Below are 790 nucleotides of genomic sequence, written 5' to 3' on the forward strand. Positions count from 1 at the left end.
GTTTTCAATGGAGATGACATCCGGAATATTACCGGGTTGCTTAGCGAAGGCTATGGGTTCGCGAGCCTCCACGGAATATAAGGTCAAAAGCTTGATCGTATTGAGTCCGTCGCCATCCTTATTGAACCCCTGCCGTGCCTCCGACTGATTTTCAGAGTAGGTCGAGATAGTGGTAGAGTCAAACGCCAGCACAGGAGACTCTCCCAGGCGTGCCGCCCGAGCTGAAAAATAGCACTGAACGCCTTCTTCATTGCGACCAACATCCTTAAACAGCTTGCCATACACGTCTTCAGTGATCGTTTCACGATATGGAAGGGGGTGCATCACCTGCCAACTCTCAAGGCGCGGCAGCGTGTTGCCACCGGAACCGATCCAGTAGCGTGCGATAGAAAGCATCTTTGCCGAATCACCTTCGCTGAATGAAGCACGCACATCATCATCAATGCCGGAAACCTTGCCAACCCATTCCAGGATGTCCGTGAGGCCGGTATGCTGACGTGTTGCATCGGCAATACCTCCTTCGCCTTGGTGTTTTTTCGGACGAGTCGGCACAATTTCTTGCGTTCCCGACTTGATTTTCCCCTTGAGCCTCTGACTGACCGTATAGGTCTTTCTGGTCTTTTCGTCGTAGGCCGTAATCCGTTCATAGATGTAAATATCGCCATTCGGACGCTTCTCACGCCGTTCGCCGACGTGAGTTTTTCCTGTTATTGGTTTAGCCATGAATAAACTCCCCTTTAAAATGCACGTATAAAATTAATACGTGCACGCGAAAAAGGCAAGAAAAAAG

The 790-nt window shown here is 50.0% G+C and carries 1 pseudogene; it reads right to left on the minus strand.

Going from position 1 to position 790, the window contains the following annotated elements:
• Positions 1–723: pseudogene (locus ACYQ8U_RS23080) on the minus strand (IS1634 family transposase); the annotation flags it as partial.
• Positions 724–790: the final 67 nt, after the last annotated feature.

The organism is Desulfocastanea catecholica (assembly GCF_054657295.1).